Annotated in this window: 22 protein-coding genes; 14 read left to right on the forward strand and 8 right to left on the reverse strand. The window is 73.9% G+C overall.

What is annotated here, in order from left to right:
- The first annotated feature begins 152 nt into the window (after positions 1-152).
- On the forward strand, positions 153-1,265 hold the full coding sequence (locus FNX44_RS08520; RefSeq protein WP_143647384.1) for an ABC transporter ATP-binding protein: 1,113 nt from the start codon (positions 153-155) through the stop codon (positions 1,263-1,265).
- On the opposite strand, the gene FNX44_RS08525 is transcribed toward FNX44_RS08520, so the two are convergent.
- Complete coding sequence (locus FNX44_RS08525) at positions 1,262-3,466, reverse strand: S9 family peptidase (RefSeq protein ID WP_143647385.1); 2,205 nt, start codon at positions 3,464-3,466, stop codon at positions 1,262-1,264. The genes FNX44_RS08520 and FNX44_RS08525 overlap by 4 nt on opposite strands.
- A gap of 282 nt (positions 3,467-3,748) precedes the next feature.
- Between FNX44_RS08525 and FNX44_RS08530 the strand changes: the two genes are divergently transcribed.
- From FNX44_RS08530 to FNX44_RS08550, 4 genes are all read left to right on the forward strand, one after another.
- Complete coding sequence (locus FNX44_RS08530; protein ID WP_143647386.1) at positions 3,749-3,943, forward strand: hypothetical protein; 195 nt, start codon at positions 3,749-3,751, stop codon at positions 3,941-3,943.
- A gap of 67 nt (positions 3,944-4,010) precedes the next feature.
- A complete protein-coding gene (gene mshB / locus FNX44_RS08535) occupies positions 4,011-4,886 on the forward strand; it encodes an N-acetyl-1-D-myo-inositol-2-amino-2-deoxy-alpha-D-glucopyranoside deacetylase (protein ID WP_143647387.1) in 876 nt (291 codons plus the stop codon).
- Positions 4,883-5,266 (forward strand): DUF6113 family protein, encoded by a 384-nt coding sequence (locus tag FNX44_RS08540; protein WP_143647388.1) that lies wholly within the window; start codon positions 4,883-4,885, stop codon positions 5,264-5,266. The genes mshB and FNX44_RS08540 overlap by 4 nt, the downstream gene beginning before the upstream one ends.
- Before the next feature lie 78 nt (positions 5,267-5,344).
- Positions 5,345-7,366: a hypothetical protein gene (locus FNX44_RS08550; RefSeq protein WP_173019134.1), complete on the forward strand. Its 2,022-nt coding sequence runs from the start codon at positions 5,345-5,347 to the stop codon at positions 7,364-7,366.
- 63 nt (positions 7,367-7,429) lie between these two features.
- Here the strand turns inward: FNX44_RS08550 and FNX44_RS08555 are convergent, their stop codons facing one another.
- Entirely contained in the window at positions 7,430-8,293 is an 864-nt protein-coding gene (locus FNX44_RS08555; protein WP_143647391.1) for a transglutaminase-like domain-containing protein, read from the reverse strand.
- 72 nt (positions 8,294-8,365) lie between these two features.
- A complete protein-coding gene (locus FNX44_RS08560; RefSeq protein ID WP_143647392.1) occupies positions 8,366-9,406 on the reverse strand; it encodes a GNAT family N-acetyltransferase in 1,041 nt (346 codons plus the stop codon).
- A gap of 114 nt (positions 9,407-9,520) precedes the next feature.
- Between FNX44_RS08560 and fdxA the strand changes: the two genes are divergently transcribed.
- Both fdxA and dapC read left to right on the forward strand, forming a co-directional pair.
- The gene (fdxA, locus tag FNX44_RS08565) at positions 9,521-9,847 is read left to right on the forward strand and encodes a ferredoxin (RefSeq protein WP_143647393.1); all 327 of its coding nucleotides are present in this window, start codon (positions 9,521-9,523) and stop codon (positions 9,845-9,847) included.
- A 163-nt stretch (positions 9,848-10,010) separates the two neighbouring features.
- The gene (gene dapC / locus FNX44_RS08570) at positions 10,011-11,105 is read left to right on the forward strand and encodes a succinyldiaminopimelate transaminase (protein WP_143647394.1); all 1,095 of its coding nucleotides are present in this window, start codon (positions 10,011-10,013) and stop codon (positions 11,103-11,105) included.
- Between the two features lie 88 nt (positions 11,106-11,193).
- Here dapC and FNX44_RS08575 read toward each other — a convergent pair whose 3' ends face one another.
- The gene (locus tag FNX44_RS08575) at positions 11,194-11,637 is read right to left on the reverse strand and encodes an ATP-binding protein (RefSeq protein WP_143647395.1); all 444 of its coding nucleotides are present in this window, start codon (positions 11,635-11,637) and stop codon (positions 11,194-11,196) included.
- Between the two features lie 305 nt (positions 11,638-11,942).
- Positions 11,943-12,923, reverse strand: a complete 981-nt coding sequence (locus FNX44_RS08580; protein ID WP_143647396.1) for a VldE C-terminal domain-containing protein — start codon at positions 12,921-12,923, stop codon at positions 11,943-11,945.
- A 48-nt stretch (positions 12,924-12,971) separates the two neighbouring features.
- Here FNX44_RS08580 and dapE point away from each other — a divergent pair, with 48 nt between their 5' ends.
- On the forward strand, positions 12,972-14,051 hold the full coding sequence (dapE, locus tag FNX44_RS08585) for a succinyl-diaminopimelate desuccinylase (protein ID WP_143647397.1): 1,080 nt from the start codon (positions 12,972-12,974) through the stop codon (positions 14,049-14,051).
- A 112-nt stretch (positions 14,052-14,163) separates the two neighbouring features.
- Positions 14,164-14,898 (forward strand): LOG family protein, encoded by a 735-nt coding sequence (locus tag FNX44_RS08590; RefSeq protein ID WP_143647398.1) that lies wholly within the window; start codon positions 14,164-14,166, stop codon positions 14,896-14,898.
- Positions 14,899-14,941: 43 nt separating this feature from the next.
- Here FNX44_RS08590 and folP read toward each other — a convergent pair whose 3' ends face one another.
- On the reverse strand, positions 14,942-15,802 hold the full coding sequence (folP, locus tag FNX44_RS08595; protein ID WP_143647399.1) for a dihydropteroate synthase: 861 nt from the start codon (positions 15,800-15,802) through the stop codon (positions 14,942-14,944).
- A 188-nt stretch (positions 15,803-15,990) separates the two neighbouring features.
- On the opposite strand from folP, the gene FNX44_RS29980 reads away from it, so the two are divergent.
- Entirely contained in the window at positions 15,991-16,575 is a 585-nt protein-coding gene (locus FNX44_RS29980) for a DivIVA domain-containing protein (RefSeq protein ID WP_143647400.1), read from the forward strand.
- The gene (locus tag FNX44_RS08605; protein ID WP_143647401.1) at positions 16,568-17,161 is read left to right on the forward strand and encodes a DNA-3-methyladenine glycosylase I; all 594 of its coding nucleotides are present in this window, start codon (positions 16,568-16,570) and stop codon (positions 17,159-17,161) included. Before FNX44_RS29980 ends, FNX44_RS08605 begins: the two co-directional genes overlap by 8 nt.
- 3 nt (positions 17,162-17,164) lie before the next feature.
- Here the strand turns inward: FNX44_RS08605 and FNX44_RS08610 are convergent, their stop codons facing one another.
- Positions 17,165-17,953 (reverse strand): enoyl-CoA hydratase-related protein, encoded by a 789-nt coding sequence (locus FNX44_RS08610; protein WP_143647402.1) that lies wholly within the window; start codon positions 17,951-17,953, stop codon positions 17,165-17,167.
- 298 nt (positions 17,954-18,251) lie between these two features.
- On the opposite strand from FNX44_RS08610, the gene FNX44_RS08615 reads away from it, so the two are divergent.
- Entirely contained in the window at positions 18,252-18,419 is a 168-nt protein-coding gene (locus FNX44_RS08615) for a DUF3117 domain-containing protein (protein ID WP_181354972.1), read from the forward strand.
- Between the two features lie 81 nt (positions 18,420-18,500).
- Here the strand turns inward: FNX44_RS08615 and FNX44_RS08620 are convergent, their stop codons facing one another.
- The gene (locus FNX44_RS08620; protein WP_407699196.1) at positions 18,501-19,109 is read right to left on the reverse strand and encodes an O-methyltransferase; all 609 of its coding nucleotides are present in this window, start codon (positions 19,107-19,109) and stop codon (positions 18,501-18,503) included.
- Positions 19,110-19,406: 297 nt separating this feature from the next.
- On the opposite strand from FNX44_RS08620, the gene sigE reads away from it, so the two are divergent.
- Together sigE and FNX44_RS28540 are read left to right on the forward strand one after the other, a co-directional pair.
- The gene (gene sigE / locus FNX44_RS08625) at positions 19,407-20,201 is read left to right on the forward strand and encodes an RNA polymerase sigma factor SigE (protein WP_143647404.1); all 795 of its coding nucleotides are present in this window, start codon (positions 19,407-19,409) and stop codon (positions 20,199-20,201) included.
- A complete protein-coding gene (locus tag FNX44_RS28540) occupies positions 20,198-21,196 on the forward strand; it encodes a zf-HC2 domain-containing protein (RefSeq protein WP_181356499.1) in 999 nt (332 codons plus the stop codon). Before sigE ends, FNX44_RS28540 begins: the two co-directional genes overlap by 4 nt.
- The last annotated feature ends 246 nt before the right edge of the window (positions 21,197-21,442 follow it).

The raw sequence follows: 21,442 nt of genomic DNA on the forward strand, positions 1-21,442 counted from the left end.
TTCCACCCCCGCTGCCCCGAGCGGACGCTGGTCCCCGGCGGGCGCTGCGCCGACGAGCGACCACCGCTGCCGTCCGGAACCTCCGCAGCGGCCTGCCATCTGACGGAACACCAGCGCCTGCCGCCGACCGGCCGGGCGGACCGGAGCGGCACATGACACCCCCCTACCGCGACGACGACACCGCCACCGCCACCGCCGACCACGCCGCCGGCCCCGTCGCCGAGTCCGCCGCCGCATCCGTCGCCGACTCCGGCGGTAGGGAGCGCGAGCCGCTGCTTTCCGTACGCGGGCTCGCCAAGCACTTCCCGGTGTACGGCGGCTTCCCCTTCCGCCGACGCGTCGGCGCGGTGCACGCGGTCGACGGCCTCGACCTCACGCTGGGCGAGGGGGAGTCGCTGGGCCTCGTCGGGGAGTCCGGCTGCGGGAAGTCAACCACCGGGCGGCTGCTCACCAGGCTGCTGGAACCGACCGCCGGCACGATCGCCTACCGGGGACGGGACATCAGCCACGCCGGACGCCGGGAGCTGCGGCCGATCCGCTCCGAGATCCAGATGGTGTTCCAGGACCCGTACTCCTCGCTCAACCCCCGGCACACCGTCGGCCGCATCGTCGGCGCGCCGCTGGAGATCAACGGCGTCACCCCGCCCGGCGGCCGGGAGGCACGGGTGCGGGAACTGCTGGAGACCGTCGGCCTCAATCCGGAGCACTACAACCGCTTCCCGCACGAGTTCTCCGGCGGACAGCGGCAGCGCATCGGGATCGCCAGGGCGCTGGCCCTGGCGCCCCGGCTCATCGTCGCCGACGAGCCCGTCTCCGCGCTGGACGTGTCCATCCAGGCGCAGGTGGTGAACCTGCTGCGGGGGCTCCAGCGGGAGAAGGGCATCGCCTTTGTCTTCATCGCCCACGATCTGGCGGTGGTACGGCACTTCTGCGAGCGGGTCGCGGTGATGTACCTCGGGCGGGTCGTGGAGACCGGCGACCGGGAGTCGATCTACGCCCGGCCGCGCCACCCCTACACGGTCGCGCTGCTGTCGGCCGTCCCCGAGGTCGAGGAGGCGGGCGCCCGGGAGCGCGAGCGGGTGCGGTTGACCGGGGACGTGCCCTCCCCGGTCGACCCGCCCTCCGGCTGCCGCTTCCGCACGAGGTGCTGGAAAGCGGAGGAGCGCTGCGCGGTGGAGGTACCGCCGCTCACCCGCCGCCCGGGCAGCCCCGCCGGACACCTGACGGCCTGCCACTTCCCGGAGGCGGCGCCGGACGGTCGCTAGAGCTGGAGGCTGCGGCGCAGGAAGTCGACCTGGAGCAGCAGCAGGTTCTCCGCGACCTGCTCCTGCGGCGTCATGTGGGTGACGCCGCTCAGCGGCAGCACCTCGTGCGGCCGGCCGGCCGCCAGCAGCGCCGACGACAGCCGCAGGGTGTGCGCCGCCACGACGTTGTCGTCGGCCAGACCGTGGATGAGCATCAGCGGCCGGTGCGGCTCGGCAGCCTCGCCCAGACCCTCCGACGTCACCAGCGAGTTCGCGCGGTACACCTCCGGCTGTTCGTTCGGGTCGCCGAGGTAGCGCTCGGTGTAGTGGGTGTCGTACAGCCGCCAGTCGGTCACCGGCGCCCCGGCCACGGCGGCGTGGAACACGTCGGGCCGCCGCAGCACGGCGAGCGCGGCCAGATAGCCGCCGTAGGACCAGCCGCGGATCGCCACCCGGTCGAGGTCCAGCGGGAACTCCTCGGCGAGGGCGTGCAGCGCGTGCACCTGGTCGTCGAGGGTGACCCCGGCGAAGTCGTTCCGGATCGCCTTCTCCCACTCGGGCGAGCGGCCCGGGGTGCCGCGGCCGTCCGCGACGATGACGGCGAAGCCCTGGTCGGCGAACCACTGGGAGCCGAGGTAGGCGTTGTGCGCGCCGACCACCATCTGGCCGTGCGGGCCGCCGTAGGGGTCCATGAGCACCGGCAGCGGGCCGTCGTCCGGGCGGTGCCCGGTGGGCAGCAGCACCGCGGCCGGAATCCGGCGTTCGCCGGCCAGCCGCAGGTTCGGCCGGGCGGTCAGCGACGGGGTGTGCGCGTGGGAGGCGAGCGGTGACGTCCCGGCCGGGGTGCGGATCTCGACGCGGGAGCCCGGGTGGTCGAGCCGCGCGGTCACCGTCACCAGCACCTCGCCGCCGCGCACCGCCGAGGCGTGCACCGGGCCGGGGCCCGTCAGCCGCTCGGCGGCGCCGGGCTTGCCGTCCTGGTGGCGCACCCGGTACACGGCGACGTCCGCGATCTCCCCGGTCGAGGCGCTGAACAGCACGTCCTCGGGGCCCGTGTCGAGCACCGCGCGGACGTGCAGTGCCGGGTCTGTCAGCCGGCGGTCGCCCGCGTACAGGGCGCGCGCCCCGTCCTCGTCGCCGACCCGCAGCAGCCGACCGTCGGGTGTCCACGCCGGGGTGCCGGGGATGAGTTCCAGCCACCCCGGGTCCTTCTCCTCGTGCACGGTGGTCGTCGCCCCGGTGCCGAGGTCCACGGTGAGGTGGCGCTGGTGGCGCTGGTCGCGGGACTGCACGAGCAGCAGCGGCGCGCCGGCCGAGGACCAGTGCACCGCCGCGAGGTACGGATGCGCCGCCCGGTCCCAGACGACCTCCGTGCGCTGCCCGCCGGACACCGAGAGCAGGAACAGCCGCACCTCGGCGTTGGGCGTGCCGGCCGCCGGGTAGGCGACCTCCGAGGGCCGGGAATCCGGGTTCGCCGGGTCGGCGATCCACCAGCGGCGCACCGGCGACTCGTCGACCCGGGCGACCAGCAGCCGGTCGCCCTCCGGCGACCACCAGAAGCCCCGGGTGCGGTGCGTCTCCTCGGCGGCGATGAACTCCGCGAGCCCGTAGGTGACCTCCGGGCCCTCCGGTTCGGCCAGCGCCCGGTCCTCGCCGCTCTCCACGTCGACGATCCGCAGCGTGCCGTCCGCGACGTAGCCGACCCGTCGGCCGTCCGGCGCCGGGCGCGGGTCCAACACCGGGGCGGGGACGGGTAGTTCCCGGGTGGTCCCGGCGCGCAGCTCGGCGGTGAAGAGCCGGCCGCTGAGGGCGAAGGCGGCCAGCTCCACGGCGGCGTCGGTGGCGTAGCCGACGATGCCCGCGCCGCCCTCCCGGCTGCGTTCGCGCCGGGCGCGCTCCTCGGCGGACAACCGCTCGTCGGCCCCGCCGAGCAGGACGGCCGGATCGGCGGCCACCCGCTCGGCGCCTGCCGGTTCGCCGCTCGCCGCGGCGGTCAGGTCCCGCACCCACAGCCGGTTGGCCCGGTCGGTGCCGGAGGCGGAACGGAGGAAGACCATCCGTGAGCCGTCCGGCGCCACGGTGAAGGAGCGCGGTGCGCCGAGCGTGAAACGCAGGGTTCGGGCGTGCTCGCGGGGGAAGGAGCCGCGGGTAAGGGAGGCGGCCTCCGGCGCGGTGCGGTCGGCGGGCTGGGGGGTGGACTTCGCCACGTCGTCGTTGGGCATGGGTGGAGCGTACGGCCGCTACGGCGTCCACGAGTGTGGGGCGATCGACGTCTGACTGAGGTTTTGCCGTCATATCCCCTTGGGTATCGCGCGATTGACCCGCGACCGCCCTGCCCGAGGACGTGAGACATGCGCCCCATCTGCTCCCGTGCACCGACCAATGCCGACTCACCGAAAGTTATGATCAGTTGCGCACCGTCGGGACCGGGGTATGAACCCCCTGGTGCCCCGACGGCACACGCCCTGCCGTTAGCGACCGAACGTCCTTGGAGGTGAGCCGCCGTGGCACTCTCGATTTCGGCGGTTGTGCTGCTGGCGATCATCGTCTTCCTGCTCATCAAGAAGTCCGGACTCAAGGCCGTGCATGCCGTGGTCTGTGTGCTGTTCGGCTTCTACCTGGCCAGCTCCTCGATCGCGCCGACCATCAGCGACCTGACCACCAGCGTCGCCAACATGGTCAGCGGCCTGAAGTTCTGACCCGGTCCGAAGTTCTGACCGGGGTCGTTCGGTAGGAGGGCGTGCCCGGGCGCGTAGGCTCGGCTCCATGAGTGCGCCCTCCAACCGTCCGCGACTGCTGCTCGTGCACGCCCATCCCGACGACGAGTCGATCAACAACGGCGTCACCATGGCCAGGTACGCCGCGCAGGGCGCCGCCGTCACCCTCGTCACCTGCACCCTCGGCGAGGAGGGGGAGGTCATCCCGGAGGACCTGGCGCACCTGGCCCCCGACCGCGGCGACAACCTGGGGCCCTACCGCATCGGCGAGCTGGCCGCCGCCATGCGCGAACTGGGTGTCAGCGACCACCGGTTCCTCGGCGGACCCGGCCGCTACCGCGACTCCGGCATGATGGGCACCCCGCAGAACGACCGGCCGGAGTGCTTCTGGCAGGCACCGCTGGACGAGGCCGCCGCGCTGCTCGTGGAAACCGTCCGCGAGACCCGCCCCCACGTACTGGTCACCTACGATCCGGACGGTGGCTACGGCCACCCCGACCACATCAAGGCGCACCGGGTCGCCACCCGGGCCGCCGAACTCGCCGCCGATCCGGCGTTCCGTCCGGAACTGGGCGAACCGCACAGGATCGCCCGTACCTACTGGAACTGCGTGCCCCTTTCGGCGGTTGACGCCGAGGCGTTCGCCGCCAACCCCTTCCCGGGCGATACCGACGTCTCGGACATCCCGGGCGTCGTGCCGGACGAACTCGTCGCCGTGCGCATCGAGGGCGGCGAGCGGTACGCCGCCGCCAAGGCCGCCGCGATGAGCGCGCACGCCACCCAGATCGTCGTGGAGGGCGCCCACTTCGCGCTGTCCAACGGGCTCGGCCAGCCTGTCCAGACCACCGAGTGCTACCGACTGCCCGACGGCTCCCGGCCCCCGGGGCCGCCCGCGACCGACCTGTTCGCCGGGGTCGAGCTGTGAACCCCTGGCTGCTGCGGGCGCGACTGCTCGGACTCTTCCTCCTCGGCGCCCTGGTGGGGCTCGCCGGGCTGTTGACGCACGCCGGCTGGTTCCCCGGCGGGCTGCTGCTCGCGCTCGCCGGCATCGGCGGCCTCGCCTACGGTGCGCTCGTCCTCACCGAGGACCGTTCGGGCCCGTGGGCCGCCGGGGCGGGCTGGGCGCTCACCGTACTGCCGTTCACCTTCTGGGTCAGACCCGAAGGGGACTTCCTGGTCACCGATCTGAGTGCCGCTCTGTTCCTCTACGGGGGCGTACTGCTGGTTGTGATGTGCGCCACTGTGCTGCGTCCGCCCAGGTCCCGTTTCGGCGGTCCCGGCGACCGGGCGGGGCGCCCCCAGTAAGGTGGGGGCCGCCGGCGAGCCGTACTGGCACGACCAGTAAGACGACGGGTGCGGCGGACACAACCGGGAGAACCTGCCTTGAGCCGTGAAAGTGACAGCTCGTTCCGGAACGGGAGCGAGCCCGAGGAACCCAAGACCGAGACGACGCTGACGACCCGGGTGCGCATCAACATCCCCGGGTCGCGGCCGATCCCCCCGGTCGTCGTGCGGAAGCCGGTGGACCCGGCCGCGGCCGACTCCGCGACCGCCCGCGGAAGCGACGCCACCGACGCGGCCGCCGCCCCCGAGGACCCCAAGGGGCCTTCCTCGGGCGACTCCACGGGCTCCAGCTCCTGGTTCGCCCCGCGTAAGGCGCCCGCGGGAGGGAACGGTCAGACCCGCACCCCGCCGGGCGGCACGCCCACCGGCGGGGCGCGCACCGAGCCCCCGGCCAACGGCACCCCCGCCTTCGGCACGGGAGCGGACGGTTCCGGCCGCACGGAACGCCCCGGCGGACGCCCCGCGCCGCTGCCGCGCCGTACGCCGCCGAGCGGTCCCACCAGCGGTCCGGCCACCGGCGACATGCCGAGCCTGCCGCCCGGCTTCCAGCAGACGCCCGGACCGCCCGGAAATCAGCCGCCCGGCAGCCACCCGGAACCCACCGTGCCGCCGGTGCTCGGCCCCCCACCGGGTTCGGACATCACCGGCATCATGAAGCCGCCCACACCGCCCGGTGACACCCAGAACATCCCCGTCGTCCCGCCGGGCCCCGAAGCACGGCAGCCCGCCGACCCGTTCGCGCCCGGCGTTTCCGGTGCGCCGGTCGACGAAGCGCCGCGCGACCCGTTCGCTCCAGGCGACGGACCGCGTGACCCGTTCGCGCCCGGCGGCGGGACCCGGCAGGACCCGTTCGCGCCCGGCGGCGAGGGGCCGCGCGACCCGTTCGCGTCCGGGCCGCGCGACCCCTTCGACGGCGGACCCTTCGGCGGGTCCTCCGGAGCCGTGGCCTCACCCGCCACCGGCGGCCCGTCGGCCACCGGCCCCGCCACCGGTGGCCCGGCCGTGCCCCCGCCGGGGCCCGGCGTCGACCAGCGCCGCCGCGAGGAGCCGGAGTCGGAGCCCGAGCCGTTCACCTTCAGCGAGCCGGACCCGCCCGCCCGCAAGGGACGCTCCAAGCTCGTGCTGCTCGGTGTCGCCGCCGCCGGTGTCGCCGGCATCGCCTACGGCGCCGGACTGCTGCTCGACCACTCGGACATCCCCAACGGCACCACCGTGCTCGGCGTCGACATCGGCGGCTCGACGCAGCAGGAGGCCGTGTCGAAGCTGAACGCCGCGCTCGGCTCCCGCACCACCGACCCGCTGGTACTGGAGGTCGACGGCGCCGAACAGCAGTTGAAGCCGAGCGTCGCCGGGCTCTCGCTCGACACCGACGAGACGGTCCGCGGCGCCACCGGACGGGACTACAACCCGATCTCCGTCATCGCGTCGCTGGTCGGCGGCACCCGGGAGGCGCAGCCGGTCTTCAAGGTCGACGAGGAGAAGCTGCGGGCGGCACTCACCGAACTCGCGGGCTCCGGCGGCACCAACAGCGCCCAGGACGGCATGGTCCGCTTCGAGGACGGCAAGCCGGTGGCCGTACCCGGCAAGGCGTCGATGGCCGTCGACGCCGACCGGGCCGCCGCCACCGTCGAGGCCGCCTACCGCCAGCGCGCCGCCACCGGGCGGGACGGTGCCGTGACGCTGCCGGTGAGCAAGCAGGAGCCGAAGGTCACCCAGGCCGAGTTCCAGCGGGCGATAAAGGAGTTCGGCGAGCCGGCCATGTCCGGCTGGGTGTGGCTGAAGGCCGGGGCGGTCGAGGTCCCGTTCAGCCAGCGGACCATCGGCGAGTTCCTGACCATGCGGCCGGCCGGCAACGGCCGTCTGCAGCCGGTGGTGGACCCGGAGGCATTGGCGGCGAAGTACGGCACGCTGTTCGACGGCGTGATGATCGACGCCGGCACCGGTCTGGTGCCGATGACGCCGAAGCACGCCGCCAGTGCGATGACCAAGGCGCTCGCCGAGACCGCGCCCCCGGAGCCGCAGCGGCGCTACGCCGTCGTCGAGGGCGCCACCCAGGGCTGAGCCCGGCGGGCGCCCGGCCGTCACCGGGCGCCCGCCGCAGCCCTGCTCCGGGCCGGGCCGGGCTCAGTTCAGCCGCGCGCGGGCGGCGCGGGCCTCGCGGTGCGCGGTCTCGGCGGCCTGCGGCTCCATCGCCGCCACCAGCGCCGCGTACTCCTCCAGCCCGCGCGCGCCGGCCACGAAGTCGCCGCGTTCCACGAGCAGTCTTGCCCGCTCGTAGCGCAGCCGGGCCGGGTGGTGCGGCAGCAGCAGCGCCAGTTCCACGGCGGCCAGCGCCACGTCGGTGTGCTCCGGCCGCTGCGCGGCCCAGGAGCGGATGTTGTTCAGCACCCGGGAGACGATCTCCAGCGGCTGGGCGGGCTGCAGCATCGCGCGGGACAGCGGGCGGCCGGTCGCGCCGGCCACCAGCAGCTCCGCCTCCTGCTCGCTCATCAGCCGGCCGCCGGCGAACGGGTCGACCAGCACGTGTTCGCCGTCCGGCTCGCCGAAGCCGACGACGAAGTGTCCGGGCAGCGCGACGCCGTGCACCGGCGCGCCCGCCCGCCGGGCCACCTCGATCCACACCACGGACAGCAGGATCGGCAGGCCCCGGCGGCGCCGCAGGACCTTGCCGAGCTGCGAGGACTCCAGCCGCTCGTAGTCGTCGCGGTCGCCGTGGAAGCCCAGCCGCTCGCCGAGTAGCGCGCGCAGCGTCCCCGCCCAGTCGACCGGGCGGCGGTGGGCGGCGAAGGGGAGTTCGCCGGTGAGCCGGTCCAGCTCGATCTGGCCCTCGTCGACGGCCCGCTCGGCCTCCTCGCGGTCCACCGCGCCCCGGCCGGGCTCCACCAGCTCGCCGAGCAGCAGGCACAGCGTGGCCAGGTCGGGCTTGTCGGTGCGTGCCGCCTCGGCGAAGAGGCGTCGGGCCCCGTCTCCACTCTCCTGGTCCGTCATCGTTTCCCTCCCCCGCGTCGCGTCGCTCGGGCGACGCGGTCCGGTCGGCTCCGGGGTCCGCCCGGGCAGACCCTAGGGCGCCTCGGGCGCTCGCCAGTGCTGGTAGCCGTGGTGGCGGGCGAAGCCGAGCCGCCCGTACATGGCGCGTGCCGCCTCATTGTCCGTCTCCACCTGGAGGTACCCCGCCCAGGCGCCTTCTGACGTCGCCCGCTCGGCCAGTGCGGCGACGACGGCGGCGGCGAGCCCGCGGCGACGGAGGTGCGGGGCGGTCTCCACCGCGCCGAACCCGGCCCAGCGGCCGTCCACCACCACACGGCCGATCGCGGCCGGCGCCCCGGGCCCGGTGCCCTGCCCGTCCTCCTCGCCCGGCACCGTGGCGAACCACACCGACGGGCCCCCGCCGAGCACCCGCAGCGCCTCGGTGCCGAGTCCCGCCGAGCGGTTGTAGCGGGCCAGCCACGTCTCGTCGGCCTCCCGGGAGAGGCGGACGGCGGAGGCGTCGACGCCCCGGTCGACGATCGGGGCGAGTGCGCCGGTCCACACCTCGGCGTGGGCCACCGGCCGCCAGCCCCGGTCGGCGAGCGCGGCGGCCAGCCGTTCGCCGGTGTCGGGGCCGCCGACGGTGGTGTGGATGTGCGCGGGGAGCGCTCGAAACGCGTACCAGGCGCGTACGCGCTCCAACGCCTCGTCCAGTGGCAGCCCGGGGTCGCCGAGCGCGAGGACGGAGTTGGCTCGGCGTGTGAAGCCCCCGGCGGCCCGCAGCAGCCAGTCGCCCAGCGGCTCGGTCTCCACGGCGGGCCAGCCGCGGGCGGCGACCCGTTCCAGCTCGGCGGTGTCGGCGGCCGGCAGCCCCCGCACCCGGGCCGGCGCGGCGGGCACCACCTTGCCGGCGACCAGCCGGTCTTCCGCGATCCGGACCCGTTCGCCCCCGCGGCGTGTGACGTGAAGCACTCCGGCGGTCCACGATGTGAGAACACCGACGGTGTCGGTGAAGCGCGGACCGGCCGCGTCCGCTTCCCTCCCGAGGTCGGTCAAACTTCGCACGGACACCCGTTTCCCCACGTCAGAGGGGCTGATGCGGACCTCAAGCCGTCCGCTCATGGTGAATTCCACTGATCTGCTCGACCCTCTTGTACCTGTGCTCATCCGGAACGGCGATACTAGAGGTGGGCATCGACGACGCCGCGCTCCCGCGCGTGATGAGCCCTACCGAGGAGGAACGAGAGCGTGACCTACGTCATCGCGCAGCCTTGTGTCGACCTGAAGGACAAGGCGTGCATCGAGGAATGCCCCGTTGACTGCATTTACGAGGGCCAGCGGTCCTTGTACATCCACCCTGACGAATGCGTCGACTGCGGGGCGTGTGAGCCGGTCTGCCCGGTCGAGGCGATCTTCTACGAGGACGACACCCCGGAGGAGTGGAAGGACTTCTACAAGGCGAACGTCGAGTTCTTCGACGAACTGGGTTCGCCGGGTGGCGCCAGCAAGCTCGGCCTCATCGAGCGGGACCACCCGATCATCGCCGCGCTCCCGCCGCAGGAGCACGACGAGTGACCCGACGGTGTGACGACGGCGGCCGCGTGCGGCCACCGTCGTCACACCCCGCCGCGGTCCCGCGCGGCACCCCACCCGGGGTGCCGCGCGGGACCGCGGCGTTTCCACGAGGGTTCCCCGCGGCGGTACCGCCGCGGGAGCCGAAGAGAAAGCGAGCCAGCACGTGCCACCCGTCTCGTCCAGGTTGCCGGTCTTCCCGTGGGACCGGCTGGAGCCGTACAAGGCGACCGCCGCGGCGCATCCGGACGGTCTTGTCGACCTGTCGGTCGGCACCCCGGTCGACCCGGTCCCGCCGCTGATCCAGCGGGCGCTCGCCGCCGCCACGGACCGCCCCGGCTATCCCACGGTGTGGGGGACGCCCGCACTGCGGGACGCGATCAGCGGCTGGTGCGAGCGCCGACTCGGCGCACGGGAGGTCGGGCACGCCAACGTGCTGCCGGTCGTCGGCTCCAAGGAACTGGTGGCCTGGCTGCCGATCCAACTCGGCCTGGGGCCCGGGGACCGGGTGGCGTATCCGAGGCTCGCCTACCCGACCTACGAGGTCGGCGCCCGGCTCGCCGGGGCGGAGCCGGTGGTCTACGACTCGCCCACCGAGCTGGACCCGACCGGCCTGCGGCTGTTGTGGCTGAACTCGCCGTCCAACCCGACCGGCCGGGTGCTGTCCGCCGACGAACTGCGCGAGACGGTCCGCTGGGCGCGGGAGCACGGCGTCCTGCTGGCCAGCGACGAGTGCTACCTGGAGCTGGGCTGGGAGGTCGAGCCGGTCTCGGTGCTGCGCCCCGACATCTGCGACGGCGACCTCTCCGGCCTGCTGGCCGTGCACTCCCTGTCCAAGCGCTCCAACCTGGCCGGCTACCGGGCGGCGTTCGTCGCGGGCGACGCGGAGATCATCGGTGAGCTGCTGAAGGTCCGCAAACACGGCGGCATGATGACGCCGGCGCCGGTGCAGGAGGCGGTGATCGCCGCGCTGGGCGACGACTCGCACGTGGCGGAGCAGCGGGAGCGGTACGCGGCCCGCCGGGCGGCGCTGCGGGCGGCGCTGGACAAGCGCGGGTTCCGGGTGGAGCACAGCGAGGCGTCGCTGTACCTGTGGGCCACCCGCGACGAGCCGTGCTGGGACACGGTCGCCGAACTCGCCGAGCACGGCGTGCTGGTGGCGCCCGGGGACTTCTACGGCCCGGCCGGCGAGCGGTTCGTGCGCGTGGCGTTCACCGCCACCGACGAGCGGGTCGCGGCGGCCGTGCGCCGACTGTCCTGACGCCACTCGCGCGCGGACAGAGGCCACGACGGGAGGAGGGGCCGGACGCGGTGGCGTCCGGCCCCTCCTCCCGTTCGGTGCGCGGGCATCAGCCGAGCGGCACGCCGCCGACCGAGGCGTTGCCCAGCGAGCTGGGGGCCAGCGGCAGGCCGCCGAGGGACTCGGTGGGCAGGCTGCCCAGCGCGTCCGTGGGCAGGCCGCCGTCGGAGACGGTCTTCACGGTCTTGCCGAGCATGTCGGTGGCGCCCTCGGCCGGGGCGGCCGAGCGGGTCAGCTCGCCGGCGACCTCGCCGGCGGCCGGCACACCGGTGCGCACGGCCTCGCCGCCGGCGGCACCGGCGAGCTTGGTGACGTTCTGGGTGGCGGTGTCGAGGTTCTCGCCGTTCAGGTTGTCCAGGTTGCTGAGGCCGCCGAGTTCGGGACCCTTGGGCAGGTCCACGGCGTTGGCGGAGCCTGCGGCCGCACCGACGACGGAGGCGGCGCCCGCGGCCGTCAGCAGTGCGCTCTTGGCGATCCGGCGCGTGAAGGACATGTTGCTCCTTTGACGGAGAGATATTCGGGAAATCCGGGCGAGTGCCCGGCCAGACGCAGTGCCTATCGCGTCCGACGGCCCCGAGGTTGCGGCCGACAAAGGTAAAGGATTGGTAATGCGTCGCATTGTATGGATGGGGCAAAGAGGGCAATCCGTGCAGTAGGGTGGGCCGGCCGACGGGCCGGAGGCCAGACGCCGCAAGGGCTCCAGCGGTCCGGAGCGGTCTCCGGCGGCACTGGCAACGCGCCGCGCCGAAGTCAGCCCGGCGATTGTGGAACCTACTCCTGCGGGTGAACGAAAGGGCTCTAACGCACCAGCGTCAGGCGCACTTCACTCTGCTTCGCGCCGTCGGTTTTCCGCCAGCGATCGGCCGGATCGGCGGTGTCCCCGGCCTGCCAGACCCGATCCGCGTACGCGACCCGCTCGATTCCCAGCCGCGAGGCGTTGGCCACCGCCCAGTGCGCCAACTGCCAACCGCGCCGCACGTCGGCACCCGCGCCGCCCTCGCCGCCTTCCGCGCCGCCCGTGTCGCCCGTGTCGCGCGTCACCGCGCGGACCGGGATCGTCAGGCCCGACCCGGGAGCGCCGCGCCCGGACCCACCGGTCACCACCGTCGCCCGCAGCTCGGGGCCGAACTCCCGGACCAGCTTCTTCCGCACCTCGTCGGCGTCGCCCGCCGCCGGCTCCTCCGCCCGCTTCCCGCCGCAGCTCACCGCCGCCGGACGACGCCCGGTCAGCGCCGCGGCCAACTGGTCGGCCCGGGGCTCGTGCTTCGCGTACTCGTCCGGGAAGGCGCTCAGCTGCACCCGCTGCGCCGCGACGGTCAGCGGCAGCTCGGTGTAGTCCGGTATCTCCACCAGCCGCTCGTAGAACTTCCCGGCCGAGTACACCGGGTCCATGATCTGCTCGACCGAGCCCCAGCCCTGCGAGGGACGCTGCTGGAACAGCCCGACCGAGTCCCGGTCGCCGTAGTCGATGTTGCGCAGCATCGACTCCTGCATGGCCGTCGCCAGGGCTATCGTCGCCGCCCGCTCCGGCAGGCCGCGCGCGCTGCCGACCGCCTCGATCGTCGCCGCGTTCCGCAGCATCTGCGGTTCCAGCTGGTACGGAGCGTCGTCCTCCCCGCCCCGCACCAGGCAGTGGTACGGATCGGGCTCGAACAGCTGGTCCCTGGCGACCTGCACCACGGCGTATCCGGCCAACGAGAGCAGCACGACGGCGGCGGCCGCGATCCGCAGCCGCCTGCCCCGCTTTCCGCCCTGCTCGCCAGTCCCACCTTCGGCCATGCGTTCAGCCTAGCCGCCGTGTCGGACCGGCCCGGTAGGGTCCTGCCCATGGCAAAGGACATGCTCGACCTCGGACAGGACGCGGCGCGGCTGACCGCGCAGCTCGTCGACATCCCCTCGGTGAGCGGTGACGAGAAGACGCTGGCCGACGCCGTCGAGCTGGCCCTGCGCGAGCTGGACCACCTGGAGGTCCTGCGGTTCGGCAACAACGTCCTGGCCCGCACCAACCTGGGCCGGGCCGAACGTGTCGTGCTGGCCGGCCACATCGACACCGTGCCGATCGCCGACAACGTGCCGTCCCGCCTCGACGAGGACGGCGTGCTCTGGGGCTGCGGCACCTCCGACATGAAGTCCGGCGTCGCCGTCCAGCTGCGCGTCGCCGCGACGGTCCCCGAACCCAACCGCGACCTCACCTTCGTCTTCTACGACAACGAGGAGGTCGCCGCGCACCTCAACGGCCTCGGCCACGTCGCGCAGGCACACCCCGACTGGCTCGCCGCCGACTTCGCGGTACTGCTGGAGCCCTCCAGCGGTCAGGTCGAGGGCGGCTGCCAGGGCACCCTCCGGGTCCGGCTGCACACCGCCGGCCAGCGCGCCCACTCCGCCCGGAGCTGGATGGGGGAGAACGCCATCCACGCCGCCGCGCCCGTACTCGACCGGCTCGCCGCCTACCAGCCGCGCCGGGTCGACATCGACGGCCTGGAGTACCGGGAGGGCCTGAACGCCGTACGCGTCGAGGGAGGGGTGGCCGGCAACGTGATCCCCGACGCCTGCGTCGTCACCGTCAACTACCGCTACGCGCCCGACCTCAGCGAGGAGCAGGCACTCGCGCACGTGCGGGACGTCTTCGCCGACTGCCCGATCACCGAGTTCGAGGTCGACGACCACAGCGGCGCCGCGCTGCCCGGTCTGAGTCACCCCGCGGCCGTCGCCTTCATGGCGGCCGTCGGCGGCACCGCGCAGCCGAAGTTCGGTTGGACCGACGTCGCCCGCTTCAGCGCACTGGGCGTCCCCGCGGTCAACTACGGCCCCGGCGAGCCCAGTCTGGCGCACCGCGTCGACGAGCGGGTCGACACGGCGGTCATCCTCCGCTGCGAGGAGCGGCTGCGCGGCTGGCTCACCGCCTGACCTGGTGCGCGGGCGCCGCCCGCGCGGAGCCGGACCGTACCCGTGAGTTACGGCCGCGGTCACCTCGGCCTGCGTACTCTTGGCCCGAGATCAAGCGGAGGGAGCACGACACATGACGAGTGCAGCGGAGCAGGAGCCCCACGAGCAGCGACTGGGTGCGGTGGTCCGCCGCCGCGGCCAGGTGCAGCCCGGCACCACCGACCAGCGCCTGCTCGAATCCACCGGCCCCTCCGACTTCATCCACCGCGACCCCTGGCGCGTCATGCGCATCCAGTCGGAGTTCGTCGAGGGGTTCGGCGCGCTCGCCGAGGTCGGCCCGGGCATCAGCGTGTTCGGCTCGGCGCGCACCCACGAGGGCTCCCCGGAGTACGCGGCCGGTGTGGCGATCGGCCGCGCCCTCGCCGAGGCCGGTTTCGCGGTGATCACCGGCGGCGGCCCCGGCGCCATGGAGGCCGCCAACCGGGGCGCCTACGAGGCCGGCGGCACCTCCGTCGGACTCGGCATCGAGCTGCCCTTCGAGCAGGGCCTCAACCAGTACGTCGACCTCGGCGTCAACTTCCGGTACTTCTTCGTCCGCAAGACCTGCTTCGTGAAGTACTCGCAGGGCTTTGTGGTGCTGCCGGGCGGTATGGGCACGCTGGACGAGCTGTTCGAGGCCGTGACGCTCGTCCAGACGCGCAAGGTGACCCGTTTCCCGATCGTGCTCTACGGCTCCGCGTACTGGGCCGGGCTGCTGGAGTGGCTGAAGAACACCGTCGCCGCCGAGGGCAAGGTCGCCCCCGCCGACCTGGACCTGATCCAGGTCACCGACGACGTGGACGAGGCGGTCGCACTGGTCACCAAGTGACCGCCCGCGCCCCAGCCCGCGCCCGCCGTCCCGGGCGCGGGGCTCAGGCCAACCCCCGGCGGGCCACCGCCGGGGGGCGGTGACCGGCGATCGACGCCACCATGTCCAGCACCTGCCGGGTCTCGGCCACCTCGTGCACCCGGTACACCCGGGCGCCCAGCCAGGCCGAGACGGCGGTGGTCGCCAGCGTCCCCAGCAGCCGCTCCTTCACCGGGCGGTCCAGCGTCTCGCCGACGAAGTCCTTGTTCGACAGGGACACCAGCACCGGCCAGCCCGTCGAGGTCATCTCGTCCAGCCGCCGGGTGGCCTCCAGCGAGTGCCGGGTGTTCTTCCCGAAGTCGTGCCCGGGGTCGATCATCACCGCGTCCCGCCGCACGCCGAGCGCCACAGCGCGCTCGGCGAGACCGACCGTCACACGCAGCACGTCGGCCATCACGTCGTCGTAGCCCACCCGGTGCGGGCGGGTGCGCGGCTCGGCGCCGCCCGCGTGCGTACAGACCAGCCCGACGCCGTACCGCGCCGCGACCTCCGCGAGTCGCGGGTCGACGCCTCCCCAGGCGTCGTTCAGCACGTCGGCCCCGGCCTCGCAGACCGCCTCGCCCACCTCGTGGCGCCAGGTGTCCACGCTGATCACCACGTCCGGGTGGCGGCGGCGCACCTCGGCGACGAAGCCTGCGGTCCTGCGGATCTCCTCCGCCGCGTCGACGTCCTCACCGGGACCGGCCTTCACGCCCCCTATGTCGACGATGGCGGCGCCCTCCGCGATCGCCTGCTCGACCCGGTCGAGCGCCGGTTCGTCCCGGAAGGTCGCGCCCTGGTCGTAGAACGAGTCGGGCGTCCGGTTGACGATGGCCATGATCACTGGCTCGTGCTCCCCGAACTCCCGCCGTCCGAGCCGCAGCATGAGATTCCTCCTGGTCGATCCGCGGCGCCGCGCGACCCGCGTACGCACCGCGAGCCTAGCGTCGCCCCCCGCGGAGCCCTCCTCGCCGCGCGCCCCGCGCCGGGCGCCGCGCCCGCGGCGCGGGTCGGCATGGCAGGATCGTTGGACGCTGCGGAGGTGCAGCGGACGCACGACGGGGAGCGACTGTCTTGTTCTGGTTCATGCTGATCGGCTTGCTGCTGGTGGTCGGCGCGGTCACGCTCGCCGTGGCCCGCAGCGGCGTCGGCGGTGCCGGCGGCGCGGTGCGCGGCGGGCTCACCGACCCGGTGCCCGAGTGGCCCACCGTCGGACTGCCGCTCGACCGGCCGCTGGTGCGCGCCGACGTGGACAACCTGCGGCTGCCGCTCGCGCCGCGCGGCTACCGGATGGGCGAGGTCGACGACGTCCTCGACCGGCTGGGCGCCGAACTGGCCATCCGGGACGCGCGCATCGCCGAGTTGGAGGCCACGCTCGCCGGTGACCGGGCCGCCGCCTCCGGCCGTCCCGACCTGTTCGCCGACGCGCCCGCCGCCGAGCCGCTCGCCACCGACGTTCCCGCCTCCGACGTTCCCGCCGCCGAGGCTCCCGCCTCCGACGTTCCCGCCGCCGAGGCTCCCGCCTCCGGCCCTCCCGCCGAGGGGAGCGGCACCGACCTCGTCAAGCGGCCCCAGCGGGCGTCCGACCCGCCGCCCGCCGGCCCCGCCGGCGCCCGGCCCGACGGCGAGCGCGTCGAGGGGCGGGAGGCCGATGAGTGAGGCCGTGCCCGGCCCCGACGGACTGCCGCGCTGCCCCTGGGCCGTGGGCCCCGCCGACTACACCGACTACCACGACGGCGAGTGGGGCCGGCCCGTCCACGGCGACGACGCGCTCTTCGAACGCCTCAGCCTGGAGGCGTTCCAGTCGGGGCTTTCCTGGCTGACGATCCTGCGGCGAAGAGAGGGTTTCCGCCGTGCCTTCGCCGGCTTCCGCGTCCATGATGTCGCCGCCTTCACCGAGGCGGACCGGGGCCGGCTGCTCGCCGACGCCGGGATCATCCGCAACCGGACGAAGGTCGACGCGACGCTCGCCAACGCCCGGCTGCTGGCCGCCTGGCGCCCGGGCGAACTCGACGAACTCCTCTGGTCGTTCGCCCCGGCCGCCGGTGCCGGTCGACCGGCACCGGCGGACACCGGGCAGGTGCCGGCCAGCACCGCGGAGTCCGCGGCGCTGGCCGCCGAGCTGAAGCGGCGCGGGCTGCGGTTCGTCGGCCCGACCACCGCCTACGCGACGATGCAGGCGTGCGGCCTGGTCAACGACCACCTCGCCGGATGCGCCTTCCGGACACCGCTCACCGACCGGTGAGGCTCACCGACCGGTGAAGCGCGGCTTCTCCTTCTTCACGAACGCCTCCACGGCGTCCAGGTGGTCGAACGTGCCGCCGGCGGCGATCTGGAGCTCGCCCTCCTTCTCCAGCGTCTCGGCCAGCGAGTGGCCGGCGCCGAACGCCATGGACTCCTTGATCGCCGCGTAGGCGGCGGTCGGCCCCTCCGCCAGCCGCCTGGCCACCTCCAGCGCGGCGGAGGGGAGCTCACCGGACGTCACCACCCGGTGGGTGAGGCCGATTTCAAGGGCCTCCTGCGCCTTCACGCTGCGCGGGAAGTACAGCAGCTCGGCGGCGCGTCCGGTGCCGACGAGTCGGGGGAGCGTCCAGGAGATGCCGGAGTCGGCGGTCAGTGCGATGCCCGCGAAGGCGGTGTTGAACGCGGCGGTGTCCGCCATGATCCGGTAGTCGGCGGCGAAGGCGAAGCCCGCGCCCGCCCCGGCCGCCACCCCGTTCACCGCCGCGACGACCGGCTTGGGCATGGAGGCGATGGCCAGGGTGATCGGGTTGTAGTGGTCCTGGACCGTCGACAGGGCCTGGCCGCCGGCCGCGCGCAGCGCCTCGACGTGCTCCTTGAGGTCCTGCCCCACGCAGAACGCCCGCCCGCTGCCGGTGAGCAGCACGGCCCGCACGGCGGGGTCCCCTGACGCCCTGGTGAGGGTGTCCCGGAGGGCTTCCTTGGTGGTGTTGTCGAGCGCGTTCATCGCGTCGGGACGGTTCAGCGTGATCGTCGCCAGTCCGTCGGTGAGTTCGTAGAGCACGGTGTCGGCCATGGGCACAGCATGGCGGAGATCATCGCGGGTCGGAACCGCGCCCCGACTCCTCGCGGCTGTGAGCTGCGTCAAACATGTCGGAGCGTCGCGGGCGTCGCGAGGGCGCAGTATCGCAGGCGGTTCGCGGGTTTGATCCGCTTTTGAGTGGGCGCGTTGCACAGATGATGCCTGCCGATGTTGGTCATCGGGTCCCGCCATGCGGGATAATGGCTGAGAAGCAATGTGTTCGATGTGGGTGACATCTGGGTTGTCACCTGCGACGAGCGGGTTCGAGCTGGTTTCAGGAAGGGGAACGAGCATGGCGGCCATGAAGCCGCGGACGGGCGATGGTCCGCTTGAGGTGACCAAGGAGGGGCGGGGCATCATCATGCGCGTTCCGCTTGAGGGCGGCGGCCGGCTTGTCGTCGAGCTGACCCCGGATGAGGCGGTCGCTCTCGGCGAGGAGCTGAAGAAGGTCACCGGCTGAAGTGACCGAAGCCGCACCGCTGTGCGGGTCTGATCGTGACCGCCCCCGGAAGGGACGCCTTCCGGGGGCGGTCACGTGTGTTCAGCGGGCGCGTTTGACGGCGCACAGCAGGCCGTCGCCGACCGGCAGCAGCGAGGGCAGCAGCTCGGCGTTGTCCCGCACCGTCCGCAGCAGGTCCCGCAGCCGCAGCACCTCCGCCGGCTGGGCCGCCGAGTCGACGGTGCGCCCCTCGGCGAAGACCCCTTCGAAGCACACCAGCCCGCCGGGCCGCAGCAGGCGCAACGATTCACCGAGGTAGTCCAGGCACTCCAGCTGGTCGCCGTCGCAGAAGACGAGGTCGTAGCCGCCGTCGGCCAGTCTGGGCAGCACGTCCAGGGCGCGGCCGGCGATGATGCGGGCGCGGTTCCCGGCGAAGCCGGCGGCGCGGAACGCCTGGCGGGCGAACTGCTGGCGTTCCGGTTCGATGTCGACGGTCGTCAGCACGCCGTCCGGGCGCATGCCCAGCAGCAGGTGGATTCCGGAGACCCCGGTGCCGGTGCCGATCTCGGCGACCGCCTTGGCGTCGGTCGCGGCGGCCAGCAGTCGCAGCGCGGCCCCGGTGCCGTCGGAGACGCCGCCGGCGCCGACCTCCAGCGCCCGTTCCCGAGCCCACGCCAGGGCGACGCCTGCCGCGCTGTCGGCGTGGTCCACGCCGTACGCGTCGGCGAACGCCCAGCTCGTCTGCCGGTTGACGGTAATCGTCCCTCTCCTGTCCCACGGTCCGCGCCACCGTGACTGTATCCGCTGCCCCGGGGAACCAGGGGAGGGGATCACGCGTTGGATCAGACAGGTGACCGAGGCGGTACGAGCAGACCGGGACGGGGGCCGCGTGTGAGGCCGACAGTGAGGTGCGTCGAGGGTGCCGGGCGGGTCCGCGCGGGCGTCTCCCGGCGATCCGATGCGGGGGCGTGTCCGGATTCTTATCCGGAGCTAACGGGGCAGATGGCTATGGTGGGTGCTCCACTGGACACCACCAGAGCCGACAGGGGAGGTGCGGCTTCGGCCGGTGGCCGGGGAGTGCTGGCGCGCTTCCGCCGGTCGTCCGGCAAGCCAACATCTGTGACCTACAACGCTGACCGCAGCCCCGCCGTGGACACCGCGACCGAGGAGGCCCCGGTGACCACCGCGGTGTTCACCGCGGACGCGGAGAGTCAGGCGTGGACGCCTCCCTCGTGGGAGGAGATCGTCAGCACCCACAGCGCCCGGGTCTACCGCCTCGCCTACCGTCTCACCGGCAACCAGCACGACGCCGAGGACCTCACGCAGGAGGTCTTCGTCCGCGTCTTCCGCTCGCTGTCCACCTATACACCGGGCACGTTCGAGGGCTGGCTGCACCGCATCACCACCAACCTCTTCCTGGACATGGTGCGCCGCAAGCAGCGCATCCGGTTCGACGCCCTCGCGGACGACGCGGCCGAGCGGCTGCCCAGCCGCGAGCCCTCTCCGCAGCAGCACTTCAACGACACGCACTTCGACGCGGACGTGCAGCAGGCGCTGGACACGCTCGCCCCGGAGTTCCGGGCGGCAGTAGTGCTGTGCGACATCGAGGGGCTGTCCTACGAGGAGATCGCCACCACGCTCGGCGTCAAGCTCGGCACCGTCCGCAGCCGCATCCACCGGGGCCGTTCCCACCTGCGCAAGGCCCTCAAGCACCGGTCTCCCGAGCGTCGCGCCGAGCAGCGCGAGCCGGTGGCCGTGGGGGTGGTGGGCCAGGCGCCGCTCGGGGAGGTCGGTGTCCGGTGAGCGGAACGGCCGAGCCGTCCCCGGCCGAGCTGCACCTGGGTGACCGGCTGGCGGCGCTGATCGACGGCGAGTTGGAGGACGACGCCCGCGAGCGGGTGCTCGCCCACCTCGCCACCTGTGCCTGCTGCAAGGCCGAGGCGGACGCCCAGCGGCAGGTCAAGAGCTTCTTCGCGGACACCGCCCCGCCCCCGCCGAGCGACGGCCTGCTGGCCCGGCTCCAGGGGCTCCCGGCGGGCCCGCCGCGTCCCGACGAGCCGTCCGACTCCGCGCCGCCCTTCGGCGGTGGCCTGCCCGGCGGCAAGCTGCCCGGCGGCGGCCTGCCCGGTGCCGGGGCGACGTCGGCGCCGTTCGGCGGCCCGGCGGAGCTGTTCGACGCCCAGCGGGGATTCCGTATCCACCGCGGGCCGGGAGCCGAGGACCGGACCGGTGAACTGGAACGCGCCGCCTCGCGTGGGCGGCGGCTGGCCTTCGCGGCCGCGGGCGCCTTCTCGCTGGCGGCCGTCGCGCTCGGCGGTGCGCTCAGTACCGGCTCGGCCGGGCCCGGCCCGGCCCCCACGGCGGCCCCGCCGCGCACACCCGCCGCCGGTGTGGAGCGCAGCGAGCGGCGCGGGGAGCAGCGGGCGGTGGCGCCGCTGGGGCAGCCCGTCGGCGACAACTCGCTCTTCGCGCGTCCGTCGACGACCGCTGCGCCGCAGGCGGCCGGTGTGCCCGGAGTGGACGGTGCCGAGCCGGCGGGCGTGCGGCCGATGGCCACCAGGTTCGGGTCGGCGTCCCTGCTGTCGCCGCCGCTGATACGGGCGGCGTCCCGGGGCGGGCACTTCCTCCGGCTGCCCGACCACCCCCTTTTCGACGACCACCAGTCCTACCGGCCGCCCTACGCGTGGTCCGCCCCGCTGCCCGGTTCCGAGCCGGCTTCCGGCGGCGACCGGCCGGGGAAGGTCGAAACCCACGGGTCCGGCGGCACCAGCAGCATCGCGTCCAACCCCGTGCCCTGACGGGGAGAGACAACCCGCCTTCGGGCGGGAAGACTGGTTCAATTCAGCGTGGTAGTGCCGCAGGGCCCGGCGGAACCGGGCGTCGGGTGAGGTGTGAACAACAGCATGGACGAGTCGAGATCGGGGCAGACCGGACGGCCGAGCGCCGCACGGTCGAGGCAGGAGCCGCTGCACCCGGAGGATCCGTACGGCACGCCGCCGTACGGCGGCCCCGGACCGTGGGCGCCCGCCCCACCCGTCCAGCAC

Source organism: Streptomyces alkaliterrae (genome assembly GCF_007097205.2).
Lineage (GTDB): Bacteria > Actinomycetota > Actinomycetes > Streptomycetales > Streptomycetaceae > Streptomyces > Streptomyces alkaliterrae.

What these genes read in the sequence shown, in the direction of transcription:
- FNX44_RS08520 (WP_143647384.1), top strand. Translation starts at nt 153, where the DNA reads ATGACACCCCCCTACCGCGACGACGACACCGCCACCGCCACCGCCGAC.
- FNX44_RS08525 (WP_143647385.1), bottom strand. Translation starts at nt 3,466, where the DNA reads ATGCCCAACGACGACGTGGCGAAGTCCACCCCCCAGCCCGCCGACCGC.
- mshB (WP_143647387.1), top strand. Translation starts at nt 4,011, where the DNA reads ATGAGTGCGCCCTCCAACCGTCCGCGACTGCTGCTCGTGCACGCCCAT.
- FNX44_RS08555 (WP_143647391.1), bottom strand. Translation starts at nt 8,293, where the DNA reads ATGACGGACCAGGAGAGTGGAGACGGGGCCCGACGCCTCTTCGCCGAG.
- FNX44_RS08575 (WP_143647395.1), bottom strand. Translation starts at nt 11,637, where the DNA reads ATGTCCTTCACGCGCCGGATCGCCAAGAGCGCACTGCTGACGGCCGCG.
- FNX44_RS08580 (WP_143647396.1), bottom strand. Translation starts at nt 12,923, where the DNA reads ATGGCCGAAGGTGGGACTGGCGAGCAGGGCGGAAAGCGGGGCAGGCGG.
- dapE (WP_143647397.1), top strand. Translation starts at nt 12,972, where the DNA reads ATGGCAAAGGACATGCTCGACCTCGGACAGGACGCGGCGCGGCTGACC.
- FNX44_RS08590 (WP_143647398.1), top strand. Translation starts at nt 14,164, where the DNA reads ATGACGAGTGCAGCGGAGCAGGAGCCCCACGAGCAGCGACTGGGTGCG.
- folP (WP_143647399.1), bottom strand. Translation starts at nt 15,802, where the DNA reads ATGCTGCGGCTCGGACGGCGGGAGTTCGGGGAGCACGAGCCAGTGATC.
- FNX44_RS08605 (WP_143647401.1), top strand. Translation starts at nt 16,568, where the DNA reads ATGAGTGAGGCCGTGCCCGGCCCCGACGGACTGCCGCGCTGCCCCTGG.
- FNX44_RS08610 (WP_143647402.1), bottom strand. Translation starts at nt 17,953, where the DNA reads ATGGCCGACACCGTGCTCTACGAACTCACCGACGGACTGGCGACGATC.
- FNX44_RS08615 (WP_181354972.1), top strand. Translation starts at nt 18,252, where the DNA reads ATGGCGGCCATGAAGCCGCGGACGGGCGATGGTCCGCTTGAGGTGACC.
- sigE (WP_143647404.1), top strand. Translation starts at nt 19,407, where the DNA reads ATGGTGGGTGCTCCACTGGACACCACCAGAGCCGACAGGGGAGGTGCG.